24 protein-coding genes, 1 tRNA gene and 1 CRISPR repeat array are annotated in these 21,061 nt (G+C 59.2%); of the genes, 11 read left to right on the plus strand and 14 right to left on the minus strand.

Annotated features, from left to right (window positions below; genetic code table 11):
- From TNEU_RS02740 to pstS, 4 genes are read right to left on the minus strand one after another with little or no spacing between them, the layout of a single operon-like run.
- Window positions 1–753 (minus strand): ATP-binding cassette domain-containing protein, encoded by a 753-nt coding sequence (locus TNEU_RS02740; RefSeq protein WP_012349913.1) that lies wholly within the window; start codon window positions 751–753, stop codon window positions 1–3.
- Window positions 754–757: 4 nt separating this feature from the next.
- Entirely contained in the window at window positions 758–1,639 is an 882-nt protein-coding gene (locus tag TNEU_RS02745; RefSeq protein WP_012349914.1) for a PstA family ABC transporter permease, read from the minus strand.
- Window positions 1,636–2,559, minus strand: a complete 924-nt coding sequence (pstC, locus tag TNEU_RS02750) for a phosphate ABC transporter permease subunit PstC (RefSeq protein WP_012349915.1) — start codon at window positions 2,557–2,559, stop codon at window positions 1,636–1,638. Before pstC ends, TNEU_RS02745 begins: the two co-directional genes overlap by 4 nt.
- A gap of 36 nt (window positions 2,560–2,595) precedes the next feature.
- Complete coding sequence (gene pstS / locus TNEU_RS02755; RefSeq protein ID WP_012349916.1) at window positions 2,596–3,777, minus strand: phosphate ABC transporter substrate-binding protein PstS; 1,182 nt, start codon at window positions 3,775–3,777, stop codon at window positions 2,596–2,598.
- Window positions 3,778–3,848: 71 nt separating this feature from the next.
- Between pstS and TNEU_RS02760 the strand changes: the two genes are divergently transcribed.
- Window positions 3,849–3,965 (plus strand) — tRNA-Tyr (locus tag TNEU_RS02760).
- A gap of 364 nt (window positions 3,966–4,329) precedes the next feature.
- Here the strand turns inward: TNEU_RS02760 and TNEU_RS02765 are convergent.
- The 6 genes from TNEU_RS02765 to vapB all read right to left on the minus strand — a co-directional run bounded on the left by TNEU_RS02765 (window position 4,330) and on the right by vapB (window position 7,021).
- Complete coding sequence (locus TNEU_RS02765; RefSeq protein ID WP_187146738.1) at window positions 4,330–4,506, minus strand: hypothetical protein; 177 nt, start codon at window positions 4,504–4,506, stop codon at window positions 4,330–4,332.
- A 16-nt stretch (window positions 4,507–4,522) separates the two neighbouring features.
- Complete coding sequence (locus TNEU_RS10200) at window positions 4,523–4,660, minus strand: hypothetical protein (protein WP_187146739.1); 138 nt, start codon at window positions 4,658–4,660, stop codon at window positions 4,523–4,525.
- A 171-nt stretch (window positions 4,661–4,831) separates the two neighbouring features.
- Entirely contained in the window at window positions 4,832–5,269 is a 438-nt protein-coding gene (locus tag TNEU_RS02770) for a thermonuclease family protein (RefSeq protein ID WP_148682297.1), read from the minus strand.
- A 24-nt stretch (window positions 5,270–5,293) separates the two neighbouring features.
- Window positions 5,294–5,992, minus strand: coding sequence for a hypothetical protein (locus tag TNEU_RS02775; RefSeq protein ID WP_148682298.1), 699 nt, complete (start codon window positions 5,990–5,992; stop codon window positions 5,294–5,296).
- A 193-nt stretch (window positions 5,993–6,185) separates the two neighbouring features.
- Window positions 6,186–6,587: a nucleotidyltransferase domain-containing protein gene (locus TNEU_RS02780; RefSeq protein WP_148682299.1), complete on the minus strand. Its 402-nt coding sequence runs from the start codon at window positions 6,585–6,587 to the stop codon at window positions 6,186–6,188.
- A 269-nt stretch (window positions 6,588–6,856) separates the two neighbouring features.
- Entirely contained in the window at window positions 6,857–7,021 is a 165-nt protein-coding gene (gene vapB, locus TNEU_RS02785; RefSeq protein WP_012349919.1) for a type II toxin-antitoxin system VapB family antitoxin, read from the minus strand.
- A gap of 629 nt (window positions 7,022–7,650) precedes the next feature.
- Here vapB and TNEU_RS02790 point away from each other — a divergent pair.
- Complete coding sequence (locus tag TNEU_RS02790; protein ID WP_012349920.1) at window positions 7,651–7,941, plus strand: hypothetical protein; 291 nt, start codon at window positions 7,651–7,653, stop codon at window positions 7,939–7,941.
- Window positions 7,942–8,012: 71 nt separating this feature from the next.
- Window positions 8,013–8,348 carry a hypothetical protein gene (locus tag TNEU_RS02795; RefSeq protein ID WP_245521978.1) on the plus strand — a complete coding sequence of 112 codons (336 nt, stop codon included), beginning with the start codon at window positions 8,013–8,015 and terminating at the stop codon, window positions 8,346–8,348.
- Between the two features lie 37 nt (window positions 8,349–8,385).
- On the opposite strand, the gene TNEU_RS10475 is transcribed toward TNEU_RS02795, so the two are convergent.
- The 4 genes from TNEU_RS10475 to cas10 all read right to left on the minus strand — a co-directional run bounded on the left by TNEU_RS10475 (window position 8,386) and on the right by cas10 (window position 15,175).
- A complete protein-coding gene (locus TNEU_RS10475; RefSeq protein ID WP_281011710.1) occupies window positions 8,386–8,511 on the minus strand; it encodes a hypothetical protein in 126 nt (41 codons plus the stop codon).
- A gap of 444 nt (window positions 8,512–8,955) precedes the next feature.
- On the minus strand, window positions 8,956–9,321 hold the full coding sequence (locus tag TNEU_RS02805) for a hypothetical protein (RefSeq protein ID WP_012349922.1): 366 nt from the start codon (window positions 9,319–9,321) through the stop codon (window positions 8,956–8,958).
- A gap of 274 nt (window positions 9,322–9,595) precedes the next feature.
- Window positions 9,596–11,341: direct repeats of the CRISPR family, unit length 25 nt; unit sequence CCAGAAATCAAAAGATAGTAGAAAC.
- Between the two features lie 268 nt (window positions 11,342–11,609).
- Complete coding sequence (locus TNEU_RS02810) at window positions 11,610–12,482, minus strand: hypothetical protein (protein ID WP_148682301.1); 873 nt, start codon at window positions 12,480–12,482, stop codon at window positions 11,610–11,612.
- Window positions 12,479–15,175: a type III-B CRISPR-associated protein Cas10/Cmr2 gene (gene cas10, locus TNEU_RS02815; RefSeq protein WP_012349925.1), complete on the minus strand. Its 2,697-nt coding sequence runs from the start codon at window positions 15,173–15,175 to the stop codon at window positions 12,479–12,481. Before cas10 ends, TNEU_RS02810 begins: the two co-directional genes overlap by 4 nt.
- A 40-nt stretch (window positions 15,176–15,215) precedes the next feature.
- Here cas10 and cmr4 point away from each other — a divergent pair, with 40 nt between their 5' ends.
- From cmr4 to TNEU_RS02855, 8 genes are all read left to right on the plus strand, one after another.
- Window positions 15,216–16,127 carry a type III-B CRISPR module RAMP protein Cmr4 gene (gene cmr4, locus TNEU_RS02820; RefSeq protein WP_148682302.1) on the plus strand — a complete coding sequence of 304 codons (912 nt, stop codon included), beginning with the start codon at window positions 15,216–15,218 and terminating at the stop codon, window positions 16,125–16,127.
- A complete protein-coding gene (gene cmr5, locus TNEU_RS02825) occupies window positions 16,124–16,549 on the plus strand; it encodes a type III-B CRISPR module-associated protein Cmr5 (protein ID WP_012349927.1) in 426 nt (141 codons plus the stop codon). Before cmr4 ends, cmr5 begins: the two co-directional genes overlap by 4 nt.
- Window positions 16,549–17,718, plus strand: a complete 1,170-nt coding sequence (locus TNEU_RS02830) for an RAMP superfamily CRISPR-associated protein (protein WP_012349928.1) — start codon at window positions 16,549–16,551, stop codon at window positions 17,716–17,718. Before cmr5 ends, TNEU_RS02830 begins: the two co-directional genes overlap by 1 nt.
- The gene (cmr6, locus tag TNEU_RS02835) at window positions 17,709–18,503 is read left to right on the plus strand and encodes a type III-B CRISPR module RAMP protein Cmr6 (RefSeq protein WP_245521979.1); all 795 of its coding nucleotides are present in this window, start codon (window positions 17,709–17,711) and stop codon (window positions 18,501–18,503) included. Before TNEU_RS02830 ends, cmr6 begins: the two co-directional genes overlap by 10 nt.
- Before the next feature lie 247 nt (window positions 18,504–18,750).
- Window positions 18,751–19,299 (plus strand): hypothetical protein, encoded by a 549-nt coding sequence (locus tag TNEU_RS02840; protein WP_012349930.1) that lies wholly within the window; start codon window positions 18,751–18,753, stop codon window positions 19,297–19,299.
- Between the two features lie 12 nt (window positions 19,300–19,311).
- Entirely contained in the window at window positions 19,312–20,130 is an 819-nt protein-coding gene (locus TNEU_RS02845) for an AAA family ATPase (protein ID WP_012349931.1), read from the plus strand.
- Window positions 20,117–20,524 (plus strand): hypothetical protein, encoded by a 408-nt coding sequence (locus tag TNEU_RS02850; protein ID WP_012349932.1) that lies wholly within the window; start codon window positions 20,117–20,119, stop codon window positions 20,522–20,524. Before TNEU_RS02845 ends, TNEU_RS02850 begins: the two co-directional genes overlap by 14 nt.
- Window positions 20,518–21,057, plus strand: coding sequence for a hypothetical protein (locus TNEU_RS02855; protein WP_012349933.1), 540 nt, complete (start codon window positions 20,518–20,520; stop codon window positions 21,055–21,057). Before TNEU_RS02850 ends, TNEU_RS02855 begins: the two co-directional genes overlap by 7 nt.
- Window positions 21,058–21,061: the final 4 nt, after the last annotated feature.

Consider the following 21,061-nt stretch of genomic DNA (forward strand, 5'->3'; position numbering starts at 1 on the left):
TTAATACAACCGGCCGGTTACGTACCTCTCGGTTAGCTCGTGCTTCGGGTTCGTGAAGATGTCTCTGGTGGCGCCCCACTCCACGATCTGCCCCCTGTACAAAAAGGCCACGTAGTCGCTGATTCTCGCCGCCTGTTGCGGGAAGTGGGTCACCATGACGATGGCCATGTCCTTCTTCAGCTCTAGAAAGAGCGCCTCTATCTTCGCAGTGTTCTCCGGGTCCAGATTCGCGGTGGGCTCGTCGGCGAGGAGTACCTCGGGCTGGAACGCAAGCGCCCGCGCCATGCAGAGCCTCTGCTGCTGGCCGCCCGAGAGCTTGCCCGCGGGGGCGCCCAGCCTGTCCTTCACCTCGTCCCACAGCTGGGCTTTCTCCAGAGCCCACCTAACCCTCTCCTGGAGCTCCCTCCTGCTCTTCGCCAGCCGGTTGAGCTTAAGGCCCAGGGCCACGTTTTCAAAGATGGAGAGGTTGGGGATGGGGTTGGGGATCTGGAAGACCATCTGGACCCTCCTCCTGAGCTCCACCACGTCCATCTTGAATATGTCCCTCCCGTCTAGATACGCCTCCCCCGCCACTCTAGCCTCGGGGTACAGCTCGATCAGCCGGTTGAACACCCTCAGAAGAGTCGACTTGCCGCTCCCCGACGGGCCCATAAGCGCTGTGATGCTCCTGTCCGGGATAGAGAGGTCGACCCCCGCGATGACCTGCGTCTGGCCGAAGGACACCCTCAGCCCCCTCGCCTCTATCTTCGACATAGCGTCACCTCCAGACCCTAGCCAATATAAATATAACTAGTACTATTGTGAGCAACACCGCGGCCGCCCCATATGCGGACAGTATCTGCACCTCGTAGGGGCTCTGGGCGGCGTACCAGATCCAGAGCGACACCGCGCCGGTGGGGCCTGTGAAGGGGCCGTAGTAGGTGTTTCCAAAGGCCGTGAAGAGGAGCGGCGCCGTCTCCCCCGCCGCCTTCGCCGTGCCGATGAGAGCCGCCGTAAGCACAGCCCTAGACACCACCTTCCTCAGCACGATAAACACGGCGTTGAACTCCCGGCCCCCCACGCCGTAGGCGGCCTCCCGCAGAGGCCTCTCCACGGAGGCGTAGGCGCTCGCCGTGGCGAGGGCCACATAGGGGATCATGACTATGGCCAAGGCGGCCGCCCCCGCGTAGGCGTTGAACCCCTCCAGCGGCCCCAAAAACCAACCCCCGGGCAATTTACTAAGGTATCTATTTAAGTCGTCCACCGCCAGGCTCATGACGGCGTAGACGAAGAGGCCCACCGCCACGGTGGGGAACTCCACGAGGATGTTCACGCCGGCTCTCGTCACCTGGGCGAGGCGCTCCCTCCCCATCTCGCCTATGTACACGCCTAGGGGAAACCCAACGGCGAAGCCGGCGAGGGCCCCAAGAGCCGTCATATACAGCGTCCCCACGAGCATTGGCCCAACCCCGCCCTCCTTGTCGAAGGGGGTAGGCGGGGGGCACAGGAGGAAGGTCCAGAGGCCCCCCAGCTTGGCGATGGCGGCGGCGCCCTTGACGTAGACGTCTACGATAAGCCAGAAGAGGGGAGCCACCGCCAGCGCTGCTAGGGCCACGAAGAGGGCCATCCCCAGCTTGTCCAGAGCCCTCCTCAGCCTCATTGCCACCTCCTGATGAGGTACAGGGCGGCGGCGTTTATCGCTATGCCCAACACCGCCAGCGCAAGCGCCCCGGCGAAGAGCGCCGCCGTCATGTACTTATAGGCGGCGGCGTTGGGGAACTGGAGGGCGATCAGCGAGGAGATGGTGATCCCCCCGTCGAACAGGCCGGCGGGGAGAGAGCCGAGCTTGCCCCCAACCACCATGGCCACCGCCACGGTCTCCCCCATGGCCCGCCCAAGCGCCAGGAAGATGCCCCCCACCACGTAGTTCCTTATGTGCCTAAGCTTGACGAGTACGGTCTCCAGCCTGGTGGCCCCCAGGGAGTAGACGGCCTCCTCGACGGGCCTAGGCACAGCGGCGTAGCCCTCCCTAATCACGGCCGCGGCGTAGGGCGTCACCATGACGGCCAGGAGAACCCCAGCCGTGAGGAGGGAATACTGCGACGGCATAGCGCCGGGCCCAAAGACCGCGTTTACAGCCGACTGGAGGAGAGGCCCCAGGGCGAAGATCCCCCAGAGGCCGTAGAGGACGGTGGGCATAGTCGCCGTGAGGTCCACAAGAGAGGCGAAGAGGGGCCTAAGCCTAGGCGGCAGAACCTCGTTAATCGTCACGGCCACCCCCACCGCCATGGGGAAGGCAAGCGAGATGGCCACGGCCGACGTGACGAGGGTCCCCACCAGGGCGGGCAACACGCCGTACTCCTCCCGCGCCGGGTCCCAAACGGCCGAGGTGAACACGGCGAGGCCCTCCCGCTCCAAGATGGGATATGCGTAGGCGAGAAACATGGCGATGAGGAGGGCCACAGCCACCAGCGCGAAGACTCCGAAGGCCCTAAGCCCCCACCTCATCTTGAGGAAGAGGAGGGCGAAGGCGGCCGCCAGATAGGGGAACACCAACACAGCCAAGACGAAGCCCAGCATAGGCCACACTACTCACACTATTAATGCCTTTCTCCCCTACGGCCTCACCCCTTCCACAGCCCTAAGCCCCACCTCGGCCACCTCCCTGGGGAGGGGGATGTACCCCTCCACCAGGCTCCCCTGCCCCTCCGTGAGAACCCACCTGAAGAAGGCCTTGAGGAGGCGCGTCTTCACACCAGCGCCGCTGTACCCCTCGGCGGAGTAGTCCCTCCACACCACGGCGTAGGTGAAAGTCACCAGGGGGTAGCCCCGCGGCGGGTTGGAAAACTCCACAGAAACGGGGTTCCAGTCGTCGCCGGGGCCAGGCGGGGCGCCGTGTTTCGCCAAATACCTCTCAAGGCCGGCCGACACGGCCTCCGAAACGGACTCGGCAGTGGGGAAGTAGAACCTGCCGTCGTTGTCGTTCCGCACATACGCCACGCCCCCCACCTCGTCGAACCTCCCCCGGTTCTTCACCCAGTAGGCGTACTCCACATAGCCGATGGAGTAGGCGTTCTGCAGTACCGCCTGCGCAACCCCCTCGTTCCCCTTCGCCCCCACCCCCCTCCCCACCGCGTCCACAGGCCACCTCACCACCAGCCCCCACCCCACCGTGCTGTTCCACGGCGGGTAGGCCTTGGAGAGGAAGAGGGTAAACGCCGCAGTTGTCCCAGACCCGTCGCTCCTGTGCACCACCACGATATCTCTACACGGCAGCCTATCCGCAAGCCCCGGGTTGAGCTCCCTAATCCTAACGTCACACCACTGCCTAACAACCCCCATGTAGATCAACGCCAGAACCTCAGCCGTCAGGTTCAGATACCTCCCCGTCACCCCATACGCCACCTCCGGGACGTTGTAGGCAACCACGATAGAGCCCACAGCCACGGGAAACTGGAAAACCCGACCCCCCACGGCGGCGTACCTATCCCGCGGCAGAGGCACGTCAGAGGCGGCGAAGTCAAGCCTCCTCTCCAGAAGCTGCGCAACCCCAGCCCCAGACCCCACAGACTGGTAGTTAACCACCGCCGCCCCCCCGCTCAGCCTATAGAACTCCCTAGACCAGGCAAACATCTGCGGAGCCACAAAAGACGAGCCACCCCCCACCAAAGTCCCCCTAACCCCCAGCGCAACCCCCCCGCCGCCAGACGCCGCCAGACACTTCGGCGGAAAAAACACAGCCCCCACCGCCAGCAACGCCGCCACCGCCCCCACCACCGCCGCCAAAACCACCCTCACGCCGCCCCCAAAACACAGATACAAAAACCTTCAAGAGAAAAACATATAAACAGAGAAAAACAAGAAACCGACGGCCCGTAGCTCAGCGGTCGAGAGCGCCCGGCTGTAGACAGCCCCTGGGGGGACACCCACACAAAACCCCCCAGGCCTATAACGGGCGGTCCCGGGTTCGAATCCCGGCGGGCCGATAGTCCTTTACCCCCCGAGCCAACGTGTCAAAAACAGCGCTCATCACAGGCGCCTCCTAGGTAGAGCACTCGCCGAGGAGCTCGCCGTGAGGAGGTACAGCCTCATAGGTTCAGGAGGGCAGACGCCATGGAGATCCTCGCCCGCGGCGAGATATGGGGTAGAGGCCGTGTATTACGTAAGAGACACCTCCCAGAGGAGATAGACGCCCTGGCGCGCGACGTAAGACAGGGGCTCTACACCCTAGTGAGTGGGGGCAGGTGTCTACGGCCCCCTCCACGAGTTAGACGATAGTTTACCCAGTCTACGACCAGACATATTTCCACAAAAGGCTAAAGACTGGGTAAGAGCCGGGGGAAGTGGGAATTATCTTCTTTTCGCAAGCGCAACCGCCCCAACTATCCCTAGGACAACTCCGACTCCCAACACGACGTAACTGATGGGGTCGACGTACGGCACGTAGACCGTCTGCGCGACAGTCGCCGTGGTCGTGACGTATTGTGTCGCCGTCTTAGTGACTGTGGACGTCTCCGTCTTGGTCACTGTCAACGTCTCTGTCCTAAGTTACCGTGATAGGCCTCGTAACGGTCGTTGTGACAGTCACGGTCTCCGTGACGGTGGCCACGGTGGGCATAGTCGTGGTGGCTGTAGCCAGCGCCCCCTCTATTGAAAGCTTTGTGTCTTGGCACGACGTCAAATTGGCAATCTCATACCCATCTATATACACTTTGTAGACGCCGCAAGTGAGCACTACTTGTGTCGCATTGTCAAATTTGAAGATTCGGCTAGTCGCGACCGACGTAGTATTTAAGACAACTAATTTGACGGGGCGGTCGAAGGCGACAGTGAAGCGCTTGAGCCAGTGCCATTATGGGTGCTCATCCGGCGGGACGTGGAGCGTCCTCTTCACGAGGTCAGGCCTAACGAGCAGAAAAGCCTTCTGTACAGAGGCATACGCCGTATAATAGATGCCGCCGACCTCAAAGGCGCGGTCGCACCAGAGGTAGCCAAATATACGCCCATATCTATCTCTCGGCTCTAGGTCATCTACGTCTAAGTAATCTGTGCCGCCGCAAAAGCCGCTGAGGAAATATCTGGCCTCTGGGCCGCGCGGCTCGTCCCACTCCCAAGCGTCGTAGCCCACAAGCCTAACTCTGCCCACGGACGTTTCCACAGTATCGCCGTCGGTGACTCTAAATACGACAACTTTTTGCACGTCTACGTCCGGCACCTCGACAACGACGACGGTTGCGCTGATCGCCAGAGCCGCAAGCGCCAACAACGCCAACGTGGCTCTCCCTACCATGGAAAAATAGGAGTGAAAAAGCGTCTATTTTTCGCGAGATTTTATCTCCCAAAGGATTGTATTTAGTCTCTCTTGGCTGTATGGGCCAGAGCTGTTGATGTAGGCCTCAACTCTCATTTCTGAGAGCTCGCCTGAGGCGGATTTCACCACAGTCTTTTCGTACAACTCGAAATCTGCTAGACACATCAACGAATTCTCGTATATCGGCCCCTTCTCGCCGTATAGAAGTTCAGCATAGCGCCCCTCTATCTCCACCTCTCTTTCATAAAGCTTGCCTTTTCTACCCGCATATTCACAATCGCCCAACTCCTTCACTGTGGCTTTAAAGCCCGGCACTTCTTTCTTCAAGATCTGTCTAGTAATTGGATGTACCGGGAGCTCGTCTACCCTTGTCTTCTCCACTTGACACTCATCGTTCATACAACTTATCTTGTAGTAGATGCCGTCTTTTACGACCTCGGCCCCGGTGAGTCTAAATTTAAGGAATAGGTACTCTACCTCAAACCTGTAAACCGCATACCCCTCGTCGCCTTTAACGCCGACGATCATCCATCCACTCAACGGGATCTTGTCTTTGCCATATACTGCATAGCCGGAGACCGTGTAGTTAGCTTCATAGGATAAAGAGCCGCCGCGGACGCCGCCGGTGTTGAAAAACAGAATGAACACTACGGCGACCACCGCGCCGACCGCCAGAGCCGACAGTGCTACAACCTTCCTCATGTAGAAATCGTTGTTCAAGATAAAAAACGTTACCACGGCTTCTCCGGGAGCAAGCCTGTACCTCCCCGCCCTGTCTAAGAGTCTACTCTAGGGGGACGCCCCTGTAAGGCTCTGTGAGAGTTGAGACCAACACCTCCGCGTCTGGAGACCCCTAGTCTAGACACTCAGCCAACTAGGCGATCAGCAAGCGTCCTCAGCCGCGCCATCTCCCCAACAGAATCTCGTGGATCTGGAGCTTCCTCGCGTCGATTTCCCAGTCCTGGCAGACGTTGAAAAACCTAAACACCAGATCCCAATCCTCCACGTAGAGGGGGACCCCCCGGAGCGCCTCAAGCACGATGGGACAGGGCGCCTCCTCCCAAATCTCCACAAGGTCGAGGAAGTCCTCATTGACGTCGAGCCAAACCGCTAGATCCCCCAGCAGCTCCGAATACCTCTCCAAGTCAAGCCTCGGGATGGCTATGTCCAGATCCCCCGCCGGCCCCCCAGACGCCGCCGACCCAAACAAAAAGGCAAACTTGACGTAGCGCCCCCACGGAAACGCCTTAAGCCTATCCAGCGACACCCTATAGCACCTCCCCACCAAGATCTCCACAAAAACCGACACTTCCCACCTTATAAACCAACCCGCCGTTAAAACACGGCGGAAAACAGCGATGATCCAACTCTGCCACGTAAACGAACTCAGAGACAATAGAAATCTAGCTTATAAGCCGTCTAGAGATCAGTCCCCCTTCTATGGGCTTTCCATATCGTGTTGGCCGCCTCTTTCGCGGCCAAATCTATCGTGACAGATTGCCGTATGTACGCGGCTAGTTTTTCCCAGTTCGGCTCTATTAGAAAAACGCCGCGAGGACGGAGGCGTCAATCGCGATCACGATCCTCCTTGATGGAGGTCTGGGAAAACCCAGCTGGGACTTCTACGTCGAGGCTCTCCAGCTCCTCGACAACTTTCCCCATATTCTCCTCGGCTTCAAGCTCTCTAATCTTCTCCTCTACAAATTTTCTCAACTCCTCTCCCCAATTCACCTTGTCTTTAATACTTCTCCATCTTCTCTTTCAACTCGCGCCCAACTTTGAAACTCACGGCTTAAGAGGCATACCTATCTATAACCCTTTTGGTCTACCCTCACCGCGCTTCCAACCCCAGACTTTGGTCTGCGCCCTCGAGCCGCCGTCTGCGCTTGGCCGCTACAACGCATCCGCGTCGCTGTAACGCCTGCGCGCTCATGCGGACGAGGTCGTCTAACCGGCGGCTTTGTGGTGGAGGTGCCGCCATAGCCCGCGAAGTCGGCCAAGACGTGCGGCAGGCCACGTCTGTCCTACAGCCGTCTGGCGGAAAGATCGGCGTTTGCCTGTGTTTTTCCCCAGGCGGGAATATGCGAAGCCGTGGAGGAAAGCCGCGTAGAGATCCACAGGGGCAAAACTGTGAGCCACATACGCGCCAACGGCGCCGCATCTACTACCGCTTTATACCGCCTCTGACGAACCACACTCACCTGGCATTGGACTAAGCCCTGACGATGCCAACATGGAAGAGGCTAGACACACCGCCGAGAGGCAAGCGCCATACGCTAAATCACCTGGTCTATACTATTCCGCGGTGATGCCCCCAGCCGCCCTGGAAACTATTTAAAACACCGACACGGGTAGCTGACATGGAGTTTTTGACATACGACGAGAGGAACATCCTCACCATGTTGGTGACTGAGAGCTGGGCCAGCTCCATTGCGAAGAGGCTCGGCGAGCCCCAGCAACCGGCCTGGTACACGCCTAGCAGGCTGAAGGAGGCGGGAGCCGCCGGCGAGCCCATGCACTACGTCAGGCCAGACCACGCCGGGCTTCACTACGCCTCTTTCCAAAGCCCCACAGAGCCGGGCGACGGCGCGTTCGAGACACTAGAGGGGACACACATCTTCGCCATGCCGTTTAGAACTGAGGAGGAATGAGCCCGCTTTCTTTATTTGTTTTATTTCTTTCCCTTGGTTATTCTTCTCCCTTTATTGCTTCGGGCAATCTGATGTTTGCGTGGCGGATCTGCGGTGGACGAGGCGACTTGGTCAGGGGGCACCTCCTCTTCGGCGTTCTCACCCTAGTGGTAAACTATGAATTCGCTCTTATACTTATGTCTATTGGCATCTTCCTAGGGTATTCCATCGGGTATTCCATCCCCTACATCATGGTATATCTCGTTCCGTTGTCTCTCGCGCTTCTGGAGTCGGCAATTTCTATCGCCAGCTGGATATACGCCAGCAAATGTATGGAGAAAGCCAGGCGATACGCCTATATAGCTTTAACCATCGCCAACATACCTGCAGTCTTAATTTACTACATAGCACTCTCCAACTCTATATGAACTACTCGCCGTTTTCTGAAAGAGGCACTGTTAGGTGCTACCGCGCGAGGCACAGCTGTATAACAGTTGCCGTGCCTATAGCGTTGAAACTCGCCAGCGCCGTGTTCTGGACGTCTACGTAGAGGCTGATTAGCAACCAGCTGAAAGAGCTGAACACCAACATCACCTCTACATATGAACTAACCTCAAAAGTTGCCAGTGTTGATAGCCAAGGGCCTTCCGGCGGCGCCGTAGTTACGGTTTTAACACACGGCAGGTTCACGCCGATGTTTCTACTCTCCCGCGTTAGCGCTCCACGAGACAGTTGAAATACTCTCTGTTAACGTCGCATTTCAACACACGCCGGGGATCCCCGCGGTGTTAGCTGGCACAAGCTAACACGCTCTACAAACACAAAAACACCCCCAGACAAATAAAAAACCACAAAAAACACACCCCACAACAACACAACACACAACCCACAAAAACCCAAAAACCAATAATACACAAAAAACACAAAACAACGACAAGGAAAAACATACACAATACAGACAAAACAAACCAAAAAACACAGCAAAAACACTGACACAAAAACAAGAAACTCCAATTACACACCAAGAAAAACTCCTTAGCCGTCGTCTAGTATCTTTTTGGCGGCGCTTGGCCAGTACATTGCCAGCGCAGAGGCGGCGTATTCTATGGCCATGGCCGCCTCCCAGGCGCGTATCTTCCAGCGGGGGGAGTCGCGGCACCGGCTCGCCACGTAGTAGGCCTTTTTGAGGGCGTCGACGAGGGCAGCCACGAGCTGCCTAACGGGGAGGGGCCTTGGGACGAGCCGCCTAACCCTCACAGCCACCCCCAGCAGGTCGTCCACAGAGCCCAGGTAGACAGTGTCACGAGGGCGCCAACTACGCTTCAGATACAGCCGACGGCCCAAAAGCCACAGATAGCCAACGAGAGGGCCAACTCTCACACGGCCGAAATAGAGATACATGCCGATTACAACACCACCCCATTAAAACATTCCAATATATGTCAGTAAAGGATGCAATCGACATTTGGAAAACGCACTTAGGATAACAGGCGAAGAACGGCGCTGGGTTCTTCCTTCGGCTAGGCGTAGTTATGATCGTAAAGGCGAAGAATGGCGCACGCCGTCTCTCAGACAGGAGAATGTGTGAATGTAAAGGGCGGTGGGAAAGCGACCCCCGAGCCAACAAAAAACCACGAAAAAACTTAAAAACCCAAAAGATCCGAAAATACAAGCCCCAGAAATCAAAAGATAGTAGAAACATCATATGATCTAACCATAAGACCGAGAGCCTGCCCAGCAGGCTCCAGAAATCAAAAGATAGTAGAAACAGCGACACAGTCACAGCTGTGGTGCCGCCGTTGCTCACGGAGACCTCCAGAAATCAAAAGATAGTAGAAACCTGTAGCTTCTCCCACTCTGCTGCGAGTATATGTCTTACAGTAGCCAGAAATCAAAAGATAGTAGAAACAATTGCCCGTCCACCTCCTGCACCCTGTCAAGCCACGCGGTGACCAGAAATCAAAAGATAGTAGAAACTGCTGTCCTAGTGGTTGAAGTACAGCGAGGAACAGCTGCGCCACTATCCAGAAATCAAAAGATAGTAGAAACAACGTCGATGCCGACCTTAGCGGCCGCCGTCGCTAGACTTGCCACCAGAAATCAAAAGATAGTAGAAACGTATTTGAACGCCCAGGACGCCTTATACGCTACAATCAACGGCCAGAAATCAAAAGATAGTAGAAACATTGCCTCCTGCAAGATCACGGCCTCGGCCTCCTCGTCTTCGGCTCCAGAAATCAAAAGATAGTAGAAACGAGAGTATGTTGCGCTTGGCGTACTCAAGCGCATACTCGGCGACCAGAAATCAAAAGATAGTAGAAACTCAGACAGAAGCTCAAGGAGCTCCCCGCCGACGACGTATTTCCAGAAATCAAAAGATAGTAGAAACATCTGCCTCAATGAATTCTCTTTCAGTGAGCTCTACGTCGTACATGCCCAGAAATCAAAAGATAGTAGAAACGCATGGCGCCTCTCCCGCGCAGACTTATAAGTCTGCGCTGTGGGCCAGAAATCAAAAGATAGTAGAAACCAATCGATTTTGGACAGCACATTGACAGGTGGCACATTAAGACGGCTTCCAGAAATCAAAAGATAGTAGAAACCAAATACAAAAGCTCAAAGTTGACGAGCAAACAGAGGTAATCAACCAGAAATCAAAAGATAGTAGAAACTTCGTCGACGGTCCGCGCGTCTTCACGCTCTTGGAGCCCGAGCCAGAAATCAAAAGATAGTAGAAACTATAGCATGTTAAAGGGCGCCGTTCCAGAGGAGGTGTACAAAGCCAGAAATCAAAAGATAGTAGAAACCCCTAATGACCTTTTTGGCCTTTTCGGTTACGTTCAAAGAGTAACCCAGAAATCAAAAGATAGTAGAAACTGGCTAGGAAGTCGCATACGCCGTATGCGGCGCTCACTGTGTAGTCCAGAAATCAAAAGATAGTAGAAACTACACCTTCCTCTTCAACGTCGCCCTCGGCCTCATCCCCCTCGCCAGAAATCAAAAGATAGTAGAAACAGCCATAAGCCTGCCAAATGGCGGATAAGAAGCACTGATCCTATTTCCAGAAATCAAAAGATAGTAGAAACGTGCGGTACTTTATATCCGCGGGCGCACAGCTCCCGTGCCCAGAAATCAAAAGATAGTAGAAACTAAAACAGGGGGAGCTACGCCCCCTGCGCTGTTTTAAAACCCAGAAATCAAAAGATAGTAGAAACCTGCTTCGACAGGAGCTCCTCGGCGATTTCGGGCGACACGGGCACCCCAGAAATCAAAAGATAGTAGAAACATTATGCTCTCCTTCACCTCGTTTACAACCGACTTGACTATGGCCAGAAATCAAAAGATAGTAGAAACCTTATGACTTCTCTGTCCGCAACATCGAAGATTCGAGCCTTTCCAGAAATCAAAAGATAGTAGAAACGTACTGAGGCGCCGTGGGCGGCGCCTTGACGGCGATGTGGCCCGCCAGAAATCAAAAGTATAGTAAAAACCTATATCGTAATATTCGAATTGGGCTTTCGTCTCTTTTTCCAGAAATCAAAAGATACATGAAATTGAGGCCTATAGAAGTCGCGATCTACTGCAATGATTATATCGGGGGGCTGTAGATTGGTTGTGGATATTGCGTTGAGGTTATGTTGTTAGCTTGTCCATTAGTTGTATTATAAGTGGAAAGCCTTTTTGATGTTTCAGGGTTTGTTTTTCTGGTCTTTGCAGAGGACGCTTCCGTAGCCTCTCTCTTTGTGTAACCCGACGTTGGTCGCCGCGGTTTTTAGCTTGAGGGCGGTTCCCGGCGGTAGCGCTTGGTATACGGCGCGTCTCCTGCCCTCGGCCATGTTGTAGCCCAGCCCGACGTACGTCGACTTGACCTTGGGGCCCTTTTCGCCGCAGACTCCGTACACTTCCTCGACCTCCTCCAGGCCCTTGGCCCCTCCAACCTCCGCCGTGGGGCCCTCTGAGTAAAACAGCAGGGGGGACAGGAGGACGCCCTCGCTACACTGCTTGGGCCCGCCGGGGTCTTGGTCCACCTCGACTAGGGCCGCTCTGCCCTCTCCGCCGAGTCTAGCCACCGTCTTTATGGGCTTTGCCCTCTCGCAGTCGATGTAGTAGAGGAACGCCACTTCGCCGGGGCTTGCGCCGTTGATGTAGGTGAACAGCGCGTGGTAGAGGTTCTCCACGGCCTTCTCGGGGCCTAGCCTCACGCCGGGCTTCTCGTAGGCCCTCACGCCGCCCTCGGCCCTCGGGCTCTGCCCCTCTCCCTTGGCGCAACTTAGGTACTCGCCCAGCTGCTCCACCCTGTAGAGCCTGCCCTCTGCGTAGAAGTACCGCCTCCCGCCGATCTCGACGAGGGGCCCCCACACCGCCCTGCAACCGAGGATCTGGAGGGCGTCTGTCCCCCCGCCTGCGGCGCCGGCCTCTCTGTATATGTAGGCGAGGGCCCCCAGCGCCGTGCTGGGCGTGGGGAGGTGGGCCACTAGGTCCCCCCCTATGTCCTCTACGCCAGCCACCTGCTTCGCCCCGAGGTGGAGGGGGCCCAGGGGCTTGAACCTAGCCGCCATCATAGCACCCCCTTCAACACGGCGAGTGCGCCGAAGAACTCCCTTATATACCTCGGGGACGCCCCGCGGAGCCATGAGGCTATCTGCGCGGCGGCTCCGCCGTCTTTGGCGTTCCTCCTGAGGACGTGCTCGGCCACTCTGTAGGTGGCGTCTGCGTCGAGGTCCCCGTTAAGCCTCCTCTCGGCGTCGTGGGGGGCGTTTTTGCTGATGGCGTCTTTGAGCATGTAGAGCCACGCGAGCTTCAGTCTGTCCACTGTGGAGACGTCTCTAAGGGGGAGGACGGCGGCGTGCTGGGTCCTCGAGGAGGCCACGGCTACGGAGTCCTTCCTGTGCCTCTCCCACGCGGCGTCTTTTGCGCGTTCTAGGTCCTCGTGGGATTTCCTCAGCTCGATGGACATTATGTCCATCACATGTACGAACCTCACGGCGTAGCTCCTCCCGTAGGCCGCCAGCTGTGGTATGTGGTAGCCGCCGACGCTGTGGAAGCCGCCCCCCCAGAAGTTCTGCCTGGTCTGCGCCACCACGTCCAGCGCCTTTTCCACAGGCGCGAGGGCCACCACGTCGTCGCCTCCTGCGTATATCAACATTCCGGAGGCCCCCTCCACGGCCGCCCAGTCTCTAAGCGACGTCACAACCAGCGATCTGTTTATGGCGACGCGGTAGAGGGGAGTTATGGGCACTGTCTGCTCCGCATCCTCCCCCACGTGGCGCTTAAGGTAGCTCTTCACGGCCTTGAAGTACTCCTCCACGCCGGCCAGCCCCCCGCCGAGCGCCCTCTCGTATTCTTCATACCACCTAGCCGGCAGCCTCCCGTCGAGGAGCTCGCCCATGCTGTCGCCGTCTCCCCTGACGACTGCGTAGAAGAGCCTGGGCCCCAGCGCGGCGCTGTGCGGCCACCCCGCGAGTCCGGCCCCCGCCGCCAACCCGCCGAGGTCCACCTCCGCCTTTTCAAGGGCCTTGATACACTCCTCCCACTCCCTCTTCATGTCCTCGGCGGTTCCCCACACCATCTCCAGGTCGCGCCCCCCGCCCTTCGTTAGATAGTCCGCGACCTTGAGACACGCCCCACTCCTCCCGTCTTTAATCTTCTGGGCCTCCCTCTCCAACGCCTCTCCCACCTTGGCCACCACAGCCACGGCCACGTCCTCCGTGCTTTCAAACCTCTGGAGCTTCTCCTCAGGCAACGGCTCCTCGCCTGGTTGCTTGGAGGGCTTCGCCCTGAGGTATATCAGCCTTTTGGCGAGGCACCTGGGCCCCAGGAACTCCCCGGGGCGTATGACCCTCCTTAGATGCCTCTCGAAGTCTTCGCAGTTGGCCCCCAGCGCGTTTATAAAGGCCTCTAGATCGTCTGGGTTGTAGTCCTCCTTCCCCGTGGGGGTTCTCACCTTCCTAAGCCCAACGACCGCCGGCTCGGAGCCGCAGACTGTACAGACGCGCCACGTCTTCTCGTTGAAAAACACGTGTGTAGAGGCGGCGGGCCCCGGCGTCTTGAAGGCCGGCTTCACCTCGTCGAAGGCGGCGGGGTGGAAGTAGGGCCCGGCCGTGGGCACCCTCCTCCGCTGCCTCTCTAGAGACATCTGAAAGCCTACGGCTGCGTGCGAGTTCCGTAGTAGCTCGTCGAAAAAGGCGATTTTTAGAACGGGGCAGTGGTCGGCGCCGGCGCAGTACTTATCCCTAAGCTCCCGGTAGTACTCCCCTATGTCAATGACTGTGACCCTAAGCGGGAGCCTCACCTCTGCGTAGTCCCCAAGCCTATACAGGGCGTCAAAGCAGCCGCCGCTCGGAATTACGTCTATGTGGCCCCTCAGCAGGTCGCAGACGTGCCCCCTCGCGAGGCCGGTGAGGCAGTCCAGCGCCTTTTTAAACCCCTCCACGACCTCCCTCACCACCTCCTCCTCGCTACTCCACCTGCGGGGGAGCACTAGCTGGATCTTCTCGCCGATGAGGGGCTGCATTATCCACGCCGGCTCTGGGGGCGTGAAGCCGACCTCGCGCATGACGTCTCTGAGATGCTTGTCGAGCTTCTGGGAGCTCCCGCGGATGAAGTAGAAGTAGTACGGGTTGAGCCTCGCGGTTGGCCTCAGCAGTACGTCGGGGCCGTACTTCTCGACGAAAGGCCAGGCGGTCAGCCAGACGGCAATGGAGAGGGCCCAGCTGCCGGCCCAGAAGTCGCCGGCCTTCCTCCCGGCCCCCACGAAGTCCTGGACCCCCGGCACGTCGGCGTTTACGAAGTACCCCGAGGGCTCTCCGCCGTCGGAAAACCAGTTGGCGAGCGTGGCCATGGCGTAGGCCTCGTCGAAGGCGTCGTAGAAGGGCGCCAGGGGGTTGGCCACCCTTGCCGACAGCCCCCTCTTGATCCAAAGCGCCTCGTAGGCGGCGTAGAAGACGTGGTATTTACCGCCGGCGCCCTCGACAACCTCGGCGAGATCCCTCCAGTACGCCCTGACCTCCTCCGCCGGCGGCTTCCTCAGCTCCCTCTTCAGCGTGGGGGAGAAGACGTTGTGTATGTAGCCGTATGGAGCGCCGCCTCTCGGCATGCCGCCCCACACGTACTCCCTAATCCTCTCGACGAGGTCCCCGCCGGCGTCGGCCCCCAGGGCCCTGCGCACCCTCTCGACGAGCTCTCTTACCTGGCCGTCCTCCTCCCAGTGCGGGGGGCTCGACAGCAGGAGAGCCGCCTTTTTTGAAAAGTCCATAAGAGACAAAAAACTAATTAATATAACTTTATTTCTAGTTATGGAAGGGGGTAGAGCCGCAGTGGGCGGGGTCTTGCTTCTACAGGCGGTAACCCCTCTACACGCGGGGGTGGGCAGGTCCGAGGCCGCTCACGTCGATCTGCTGGTGCAGAGGGACGAGTTCGGCCTGCCGGCGATATGGGCGTCGTCTCTCAAAGGCGCGTTGAAGAGCCACGCCAAGATGAAGAAGGACCCCCTTGTCCACTGCGTCTTTGGCAGAGACGCGGTTGGGCAGGCTCCCGAGGGGATCTCCGGCGTAACTCTATTCGACGCGAGGCTCCTCCTCATCCCCGCGAGGAGCCTAAGGGGCGTGTGGATCTACGTAACAACGCCGCATATGCTCCGCGCCTTTATCGTCTACCTGGAGTCTCTTGTCCCCCTCGGCGTAGAGGGCGCGAAGACGCTCCTCGACGTGGCTAAGAAGGCGCTTGACATATCTAGAGACGCGCCTGTCGTCTCTTCGCAGAGCTACCTCTGGGACGGCTCCCTCGTCATAAACGAGCTGGCTATAAAACAGGCGAAGGTAAACGGCGACTTGGCCAAGTTCACAGAGCAGCTGGCGAAACACCTCTCGCTCCCCAAGACGGACCTCGCCGTTGTGGGCGACGACATAGCCAAGACGCTCGTCGACCGCTCCATGTTGATACAGTACAGAGTGAGGCTCACCGAGCGGAAGACTGTGGCAGAGGGCGCCCTCTGGAGCGAGGAGTATCTGCCCCAGTTCTCAGTCCTCCACTCCGCAGTCGTGTGCAGAGCGGCAAAGTGCAGAGAGGGAAACGAAGAAAGGCAGCTCAAGGCGGAGGAGGTGTGTGTAAAGTTCAGAGAGCTTGCGGCGGGCGGCGGGAGGGGCTACGTCTGGGTCGGCGGCAAGGAGACAATCGGCAGGGGGCTGGTGGAGGTGGCGCTGGTATGAGCGAGGAGGTAAAGCTGGCGGTGGAGTGCACCAAGGCCGTGGAGGGCTATAGAGACGACGACGCCAAGAGGCGGTACGCCCAGAGGACTAGGCACTTTCTCTCAGACATAACGACGCTTGGGGTGGCACACGTTGTGGCCATCGCGTCGGCGAGGGCCGGCAAAGACGCCGTCGAGACCGGGCTGAGGGCTCAGACGTGTAGAGAGGCCGTCGAGAGGATATCGCAGATGAAGCTCACAGTCGAGGAGGCCTCCTACGGCCTCTACGGCGCTGTGTTGCTCTACGGCCTCAAGGCCCTGGGCGTCGTCAAAGCCGCCTCCCTCGCAGACGCGCTTCTGGAGCTGGACAGCCCCATGGCGTCCTCCGCGGCGTATCAATACGCCCTGTGGCTTAAGACTCTGGCGGAGGCCTACTTCAAATAATGGAGGCCGCCTTCAGAGTCAGAGTCTCGACGCCGCTGTCCGTCGGCTGGTACGACCCAACGCTCGTCGACCCGGAGAACCCCCTCAGGCCCGCCTCGCTCAAGGGGGTCTGGCGCTGGTGGGCGAGGGCCTTCGTAGGAGGGGTCCTCTACGAGAGGGGGTGTCTAAGGGGGGAGCCCGGCCGCGTGGAGGTGCTCCGGCCGAGCAGGAGGGAGGCCGAGGCGGTGTCGAGGGCGGTCGGCATTACGCTGGGCCTCGGCTACGCCGGGAGCAGAGAGGCGGCCTCGTCGAAGTTTAGAATTACCACACGCGTCGTGAGGGGGCCCCGGGTGGAGAGGGCCAGAGGCGGCCCCATCTACCTCGGCGGGAGGCCCGTGGAGCTCCAGAGGTTCAAGCTCCTCACGCTGGGGAAGCCCCCCAAGACCGTCGAGTACGTCTCAGACGGCGAGTTCGAGATCAAGATATCTGCCGAGGGCATCCCGCGGGAGGTCTTCACAGCCGCCGTGGGCATATTAGCCGTGGCCCTCACGCTGGGGGGCGTGGGGAAGGGGTCGCGGAAGGGCCTCGGCTCTCTTGACGTGGTCTACGCCAGCGAGCCCCGGCACGTCAAACTCGCCGAGCTGGTCAGAGACGTGAAGAGGGCAGTGGAGAGGCTGGTCAGAGACGACTGCGGGGGGAAGCCCAGGGGCCTCCCCCCGATGCCCGTCGTGGCGGACGCGGCGGTGGAGGGCGTGAAGGTGGCGCAGATATATGCGGTGCAGAAGGCCCAGTTCCCAGACCTCCACAACTTCTTCCTAAGGCCCCAGAGGACGCGGGTCCTCCACGGCGACTACCGGGCGGAGGACGACCTCAGGAAGACCCTGTCTGCCTGGGCACTGGGCCTCCCCCGTTCGCAGAGGGGCACCGGCTACGAAAGCGACGTGGAGAGGAGGGCCTCCACCATAATGCTCTCGTACCACGGCAGTGGGCACATCTACGGCGACGGGGCTTTCCTCACGGCGCTCATCTCGGGCGACTGGCCCAGGAGGATAACCTGGAGCTCCGAATACGCAGAGGAGGAGGTTGAGGTAGACGAGAAGAAGATCATAGAAGCGCACGCCGCAGCCCTAGCCGAGTTCCAGGAGTACGTCAAAAAGATAGGCGGCGAAGTCGCGAAGGTATGGCCGTGAAGAGGCCGAAGAAGAGGGAGGAAAGGGAGGTAGACTACGGCAAGTACTTCTCAAGCTGCGCAGGCGACTACAACGTGGTGTCCTGCGTCAACCTGGCGTTTCTAGAGGCTTCTAGAGACCTGGCGAGGCAGAACATCAGGCTCAGGATCCCCGAGTTCTCGCGGTGGGCCGTCTTAACGCTCCACCAGAGGCCGCCGCAGATGTGGGACCAGGTCAAGCGCTACCTCGAGCTGGTCTACGCGGCGGCCAGAGGGGCGTTTCAAAACGTCTTCAAGTTCGAGTTCTCCCTAGAGACCCCGCTCACTATACACACCAGATGGCCCTACCTCCCCCTGGAGATAGGCATAGCGTGGCACCCCATCCTCAACGTGCCCTACATCCCGGCGAGCTCCCTCAAGGGAGCCCTCAGGGCGGCCGCGCCCGAGCCCGTCTGCGACTTCACCAAGGCGGAGCTCTTCGGCACCGCCCAGGAGGAGGGGCTGTTGGTGGTCTTCGACGCGTACCCCACCGGCGGCAAGGCGGTGAGGCCAGACGTGGTGACGCCCCACTACAGAGAGGTGGAGGGCGAGATAGCGGAGACTCAGGCGAGCCCCGTCCCCCTCGTCTTCCCCACCGTCCCCCCGGGCACAAAGTTCCAGTTCATGGTGGGAATTCTGCCGAGAGACGAAAAGAGGGAGGTTGACTATAAGAAGTGCGAGATGGAGTTGTTCGACGCAGTGAAGAAGACGCTGGTGAGGGGACTGGGCGCGAAGACCGCAGTAGGGTACGGCGTCTTCAAAATTTAAAAATCGTTTCTTGACAATTTATGGATATGTTCTTGATAGATTTGCGTAAGGTCATCGCCAAAAACTTCCGAAAGATCGAGGGGGCTGAGGCCTCCTTGCGGCACGGCAAACTCCCCTTGATAGGCCCCCATCGGCGGCGGCAAAAACAACTTCATTTGCGCGCCCCCTATATCAGTTGCCTTATGGAGGGAAATCGGACGGTGGAAATCTACGAAGAAGTAGACCGCGACTACTGTGGGGTGTGCTCATGGTGCTCCTAGTCGTCCTTCCCTGCGGCCGCCTCGCTGAGCTTGAGAGGCTACTCAACTGCGGCTCAGTGAGGGAGGTGGGAGACGTCGCCAGATGCGAGGGGCCCTACAGCATCTATCTGAACTACGTGGAGAGGTGCGACAGAGGCCTCCCAATAGCGGGGACCCCCGCCGGAAGCGCCGGAGAGGGCGAGCTGTGCTACGTCGGCATAGTCCTCACGAAGTACTGGGCAAGCGACTGGGAGTACATGTCGGACAAGGCGGAGAGCGAGGTGGCGCAACACGCGGAGGAGCTCCTGCCCAAGGTCGCCCAGCTGGCGTATATGGCAGTCGCCACGAGGGCCCCCAGCGTGCGCCGGGAGACAGACGACGTGGTCTACAGACACATGCTCTGGGTCTGGGTGAGGAGGGGCTGGGAGGCGTGCGGAAAGGCGTGGAAGATAGCCGCCTTCGCGGCGCTGGACTCCCCCTGGGACCAGGCTTTGGCGTATGAAGACTCCATGCTCCGCGGCGAGGAGAAATACGGCGGCGTATTTATAAAGCTGTAGCCAGTTTTCCCAGTGATTTCGCGCCTTTACATAAGCGGCGTGAGGCAGATAGAGGAGACCTCCCTAGAGCTTAGGGAGAAGGTGCTCCTCGTGGGGCCAAACGGCGGGGGGAAGTCCAGCGTAATATACTCGGCCCTCGCCCTCCTCTACTCCATATCCTCCACCCGCTCTCCTGCTTGGGCGGTGGAGAACAGCTTCGGGGAGTTGCGAAACCTCGTGCGGGGCGATAGGGCTGTGGTGGAGGGTGTCGTGGGCGGCGAGACGCACAAGCTGGTGGTCGACAGGGAGGGGAGGGCTGAGGTTGACGGCGCGCCGGCCCCAGCCGCTCTGCGCCGGATCGAGGTGGGGTACTTCAACACGCACGTGTCCGTGGGGAGGTGGGGGGCCCAGGCGTTTACAGAGGGCGTCGAGGTGAGGGCCGCCGAGGTCGCCGCCTGGGTCGAGGAGCAGCTGAGGCGCCTGGGCATAGCGTCGAGGTTCCACTTCGATTCCTACTACAGCGGCGCCTGGATCCACACAGCCCGCGCCGCCTATGGGGTCAAGAGGGCCCTCGGCATCCTCCTGGCCTCCTACGGCGCAGAGGCTGTGTTTGGAGAGGTGTACGAGGCCGGGCTACACTACGACCTAGGGGCGAAGATCATCGGGAGGGTGCTGGCCCAGCTAGACGCCTTCGTGATGCTGGAGACGCACGTCCCGCTGTACGTCAAAGAGGCGCTGGACAGAGGGTGGCAGGTCCTCTACATGAGGGACGGCAGAGCCTTCGAGATAGCCGACGTGGCGGACCTAAAGGCCATAGACGAAGAGGCGGCGTGGGCATATGCCTACGTTTAAGCTAGACCCAGTCCAGGGACGTTGCACGTCACAGCTCAACTTCCCGTGCGACGGCTACTGCATATGTGCCCCCGACCCCAACAACGCCAAATGCGGCGGCAACCTCCTGTGCGCCACCCCGGGCCAGCTCGACTGGTGTATAGCCCAGGCGGACAGGCCCAAGGTGAAGATAGCGGTTGAGTGCATGTGCGACCTGACGAGCTTCAGAGCCACCCACAAGATCGCGGAGAAGGTCATCAGACAGATAGGTAGCTACGCCTCAATCTGCACTCCAGTGGAGAAGTGGGCCGCATTCCCGCCGGACTGGCCGGAGGAGCTTGAGGAAACGCTGAGGCAGAGCGGGATCAAGATCGTGGACTGCGGCGACGTCCCCTGCGACCTCTGTAGATGCTAGTCGTCCTCCCCTGCGAGAAACTCGCCGAGCTGGCCGCGAGGCTCGGTTGCCCAGAGGCGCCGAAGCACGTCGACGACACGACAAAATGCGGCAGATACGCCCTCTACCTAAACTACGTAGAGGAGAAATGCGCCGGCTGGAGCTCCAAGGCGGCGGGAGAGGCTGGGGAAGGCCGAATGTGCTACGTGGGGATAACCCTATCCGACCTGTGGATAGAGGACTGGGGCTACCGCTCGTACGAAGCCGCCCCCTACGCGGCCGAAGAGGCCGAGAAACTACTGGAAAAAGTAGCAGACATAGCCAACATGGCAGTCGCCACGAGGGCCCCCAGCGTGAGAGCAGACACGGGAGACCTAGTCTATAGGCACATGCTCTGGGTCTGGGTGAGGAGGGGCTGGGAGACGTGTGGAAAGGCGAGAGAGATAGCGGCATACGTAGCCCTAAAGACTCCACAAGACACCTACTGGCTCTACAGCGACAGCATGCTCCACGGCGAGGAGAAATACGGCGGAACGCTTATAAAACTTAGATAGTTGC

Origin of the sequence: Pyrobaculum neutrophilum V24Sta (genome assembly GCF_000019805.1) — an archaeon.
GTDB classification, from domain to species: domain Archaea; phylum Thermoproteota; class Thermoprotei; order Thermoproteales; family Thermoproteaceae; genus Pyrobaculum; species Pyrobaculum neutrophilum.